This window comes from Sulfuricella sp. (assembly GCF_035531155.1).
In the GTDB taxonomy this organism is placed as follows: domain Bacteria; phylum Pseudomonadota; class Gammaproteobacteria; order Burkholderiales; family Sulfuricellaceae; genus Sulfuricella.
Window position 1 is genome coordinate 1 of sequence record NZ_DATKTK010000051.1, and the last position, 3,701, is coordinate 3,701.

Below are 3,701 nucleotides of genomic sequence, written 5' to 3' on the forward strand. Positions count from 1 at the left end.
TGCGCCTGGCGCAGGTGCAAGGGCGCATCGAGATCCGCGGCGTCGGCTTTCGCTACGGCAACCGCTCGGTACTGCGCGCCGTGGATCTCACCGTCGAACCGGGCGAGATGATTGGACTGGTGGGCCATAGCGGCTCGGGCAAGACTACGCTGGTGAACCCCATCTGCCGCTTCAACGATGTAACGGAAGGCGCGATCCGCCTCGACGGCACCGACATCCGCTCGCTGGCGGTGGCCGACTACCGGCACAATATCGGCCTGGTGCTGCAGGAACCCTTCCTCTTCTTCGGCACCGTCGCCGACAATATCGCCTATGGCCAGCCCGATGCCTCGCGCCAGCAGATCATCGCCGCCGCGCGCGCTGCGCACGCCCACGAGTTCATCCTGCGCCTGCCGCAGGGATACGACTCCCTGGCCGGAGAGCGCGGCCAAGCCCTGTCGGGAGGCGAGCGCCAGCGCATTTCCATTGCCCGGGCGCTGCTCATCGATCCGCGCATCCTGATCCTCGACGAAGCGACCTCGTCGGTCGATTCGACGACCGAGAAGGAAATCCAGAAAGCCCTGGACAACCTGGTTCAGGGACGAACCACCATCGCCATCGCGCACCGGCTCTCCACCCTGCGTCGCGCCGACCGCCTGGTGGTGCTGGATCGCGGGCAGATCGTCGAGGTGGGCAATCATGACGAGCTGATGGCCCGCGAGGGCGCCTATTTCCGCCTCTATCAGGCGCAAGCGCGCAACGTGGATACCGACATGGACGACAGGGTGTGGAATGCCGAGCCCGAAGCCAAGGAGGGCGTTGCATGAACAAGGCGATGGATTTCCAACTCACCCGCAATGCCTTCGGCAGGCTGGTTTTTACCGGCGCTGACGGCGAAGTTCATGAGGGAGTGGTGCCCGTACACGCCTTTCCCATCGCCGCCCCCGCAGAGGGAATTGCACTGGTCACTGCCGACGGGCGCGAACTGGCCTGGATCGATTGCCTGACGGACTTGCCGGACGAATCACGCATTCTTCTGGAAGAGGAGCTGGGGAGCCGGGAATTCATGCCGGAAATTCGCGGCATCCGCCGCGTCTCCAGCTTTGCCACGCCCAGCACATGGCAGGTGGAAACCGATCGTGGCCCCACCACCTTTATCCTCAAGGGGGAAGATGATATCCGTCGCCTTGCCGCGTCCACCCTGCTTATCGCAGACAGCAACGGCATCCATTTCCTGATCCGGGATATCCAGACGCTGGATCCGGGCAGCCGCAAGCTGCTGGATCGATTCCTTTAGCCATTCTGGGACTCGATATGTGGATACGTGCAACGACTTTTATTTTTGCTGCGCTGATGATCTCGCCCGTGTGGTCGTTCGAGCCAGGAGAAACTTCACCGAAGAAAATTGAGAACTCGCTGGGCATGAAGTTCGTTTTGGTCCCGGCTGGCGAGTTCATGATGGGGAGTGACGAGTCGCCCGAAGCGCTCGCAGTCGCCTATCCGCAATACGGTCGCGAGCGTTTCCTGGCGCTTGTCGATGAAGCGCCGGTGCATAAGGTGCGCATCACTCGGCCGTTTTACCTGGGGCAACACGAGGTCACGGTCGGCCAATTCAGGAGGTTCGTGGAGGCGTCCGGCTACCAGCCGGAATCGGAGGCCGATGGCACCGGCGGATACGGCTACAATCCCGATTATGACCCCGAAAAATCGGAACGGAGTGATGCCTTCGAGGGGCGAAATCCGAAGTATTCGTGGCGCAACCCCGGTTTCAAACAGGGGGACGATCATCCGGTGGTGAATGTCACCTGGAACGATGCCGTGGCGATGAGCAAATGGCTCAGCGAGAAGGAAGGAAAAAAGTATCGCCTGCCGACCGAAGCCGAATGGGAATATGCCGCCCGCGCCGGCACCCGAACGCGTTATCACAGCGGCGACGATCCGCAATCTTTGCTGAAGGTCGCGAACACCTTCGCCGCCGACACAAAGGCGGACTGGCCGCAGTGGAAAGACTATGCGCTAGCGGGGTACGATGGTTTCGAGTTCACCGCCCCGGTGGGCCGTTTCGCGCCGAACGCTCTGGGTCTTTACGACATGCACGGCAACGCGTGGGAGTGGTGTGCAGACTGGTATGACGACAATTATTACGCAATGTCGCCGGTCAATGATCCCCCGGGACCAGCATCGGGCAAGGTGCGTGTGCGCCGCGGCGGATCGTGGCATACCTGGTCGTTCTATGCCCGGTCGTCGTACCGCAACTGGAATTCTCCGGAGACGCGCTACACGCTTGTCGGCATGCGTCTGTTACGCAAAGCCGATGCGGATGAGCGCTAACCGTGGGTACTTGCCAGGCGTAACGCAACTGGTTTTAGGATACCCATAAAAAAAGGCGGGGAAAACCCCGCCTTTTTCATTTCTTGCGCCGGTATTACTTGGCAGCAGGAGCGGCTTCCATTGCAGGTTCAGCAGCTTTTTTGGCTTTAGCGGCTTTCTTGGCTTTATGGGTTTTTTTAGCTTTCTTGGCAGGCTTGGCCGTTTCAGCCTTAGGCGCTTCGGCAGCAGCAGGAGCAGCAGGAGCAGCAGGAGCAGCAGCGTCAGCAGCAACGGCGGAGAAGGTAACAGCGGCGAAAGCAGCGGCGATCAGTGCGGACAGAATTTTGCTCATTTTGGATTCCTTTAATTCAACGGGTTAAGTTTTAAATTCAAGTGACACGATGGCGCGTCACATCCAATAACGACTGGTTTGTGGTGTGGTTGACAGCGGGATACCAATTTTTTCAAGTATTGAGGTTAAAGCGTTATTTCACGCCATTCCCCCTGAGCCAGGCCGGTGAGGGTCCAATCGCCGATGCGGTGTCGTATCAGGCGCAGGGTGGGAAATCCGACCTTTGCCGTCATGCGCCGCACCTGCCGGTTCTTGCCTTCCCGGATGACGAGTTCGATCCAGCTGGTGGGAATTTGCTTGCGGAAGCGGACTGGCGGCGTGCGTGGCCATAAGCCCGGAGGCTCCTCAATGAGGCGAGCCTCGGCTGGCCGGGTGACGAAGTCGCCCAGATCTACCCCCCGGCGCAGGCTTTCCAGCGCGGCTTCGTCAGGAATGCCTTCCACCTGAGCCCAATAAGTTTTAGGCAATTTATGGCGGGGGTCGCTGATGCGGTGTTGCAAAGGACCGTCATCGGTTAAAATGAGCAGCCCTTCGCTGTCGGTGTCCAGGCGTCCCGCCGGATAAACGCCGGGCAGGGGAATGAATTCTTTCAGCGTGGCATGCTTGCCGTCGCTGCTGAATTGGGTGATGACGCCGTAGGGCTTGTTGAACAGGATAAGTCGGCTCATGGAAAACATTATACTGGAGCAAACATGATGCAAAAATTTCAAGTGCCGCAGCAGGGCAGCAAAATTACGGTGAATGCCGATTTTTCCCTGAATGTGCCGGACAACCCGATCATTCCCTTCATCGAGGGCGACGGCACTGGCGTGGACATCACGCCGGTGATGCGCAAGGTAGTGGATGCGGCTGTGGAAAAATCCTATGGCGGCCGCCGCAAGATCGCCTGGATGGAAATCTACGCCGGCGAGAAAGCGACCAAGGTTTACGACCCCGATACCTGGCTGCCCGACGAAACCGTGCAGGCGATCAGGGAGTACGTGGTATCGATCAAGGGCCCCTTGACCACGCCCGTTTCCGGCGGCATCCGCTCGCTCAACGTGGCGCTGCGCCAGATGCT

General features: G+C 59.7%; 6 protein-coding genes. 4 read left to right on the forward strand and 2 right to left on the reverse strand.

Features of this window, described 5'->3' with window-relative positions; all coding sequences use genetic code 11:
• The 3 genes from VMV64_RS11015 to VMV64_RS11025 all read left to right on the forward strand — a co-directional run.
• Nucleotides 1-806, forward strand: an 806-nt coding sequence (locus VMV64_RS11015) for an ABC transporter ATP-binding protein (protein WP_325330236.1), incomplete at its 5' end; no start/stop codon positions are given.
• Entirely contained in the window at nt 803-1,276 is a 474-nt protein-coding gene (locus tag VMV64_RS11020) for a DUF1854 domain-containing protein (protein ID WP_325330238.1), read from the forward strand. The genes VMV64_RS11015 and VMV64_RS11020, both read left to right, overlap by 4 nt.
• 17 nt (nt 1,277-1,293) lie before the next feature.
• Nucleotides 1,294-2,310, forward strand: coding sequence for a formylglycine-generating enzyme family protein (locus VMV64_RS11025; protein ID WP_325330239.1), 1,017 nt, complete (start codon nt 1,294-1,296; stop codon nt 2,308-2,310).
• A 94-nt stretch (nt 2,311-2,404) separates the two neighbouring features.
• Here VMV64_RS11025 and VMV64_RS11030 read toward each other — a convergent pair whose 3' ends face one another.
• Entirely contained in the window at nt 2,405-2,641 is a 237-nt protein-coding gene (locus VMV64_RS11030; protein ID WP_325330241.1) for a hypothetical protein, read from the reverse strand.
• 125 nt (nt 2,642-2,766) lie between these two features.
• Nucleotides 2,767-3,309, reverse strand: coding sequence for an rRNA large subunit pseudouridine synthase E (locus VMV64_RS11035; protein ID WP_325330243.1), 543 nt, complete (start codon nt 3,307-3,309; stop codon nt 2,767-2,769).
• Between the two features lie 24 nt (nt 3,310-3,333).
• On the opposite strand from VMV64_RS11035, the gene VMV64_RS11040 reads away from it, so the two are divergent.
• Nucleotides 3,334-3,701 (forward strand): isocitrate/isopropylmalate family dehydrogenase (locus VMV64_RS11040; protein ID WP_325330245.1); only part of this gene is annotated, 368 nt, incomplete at its 3' end.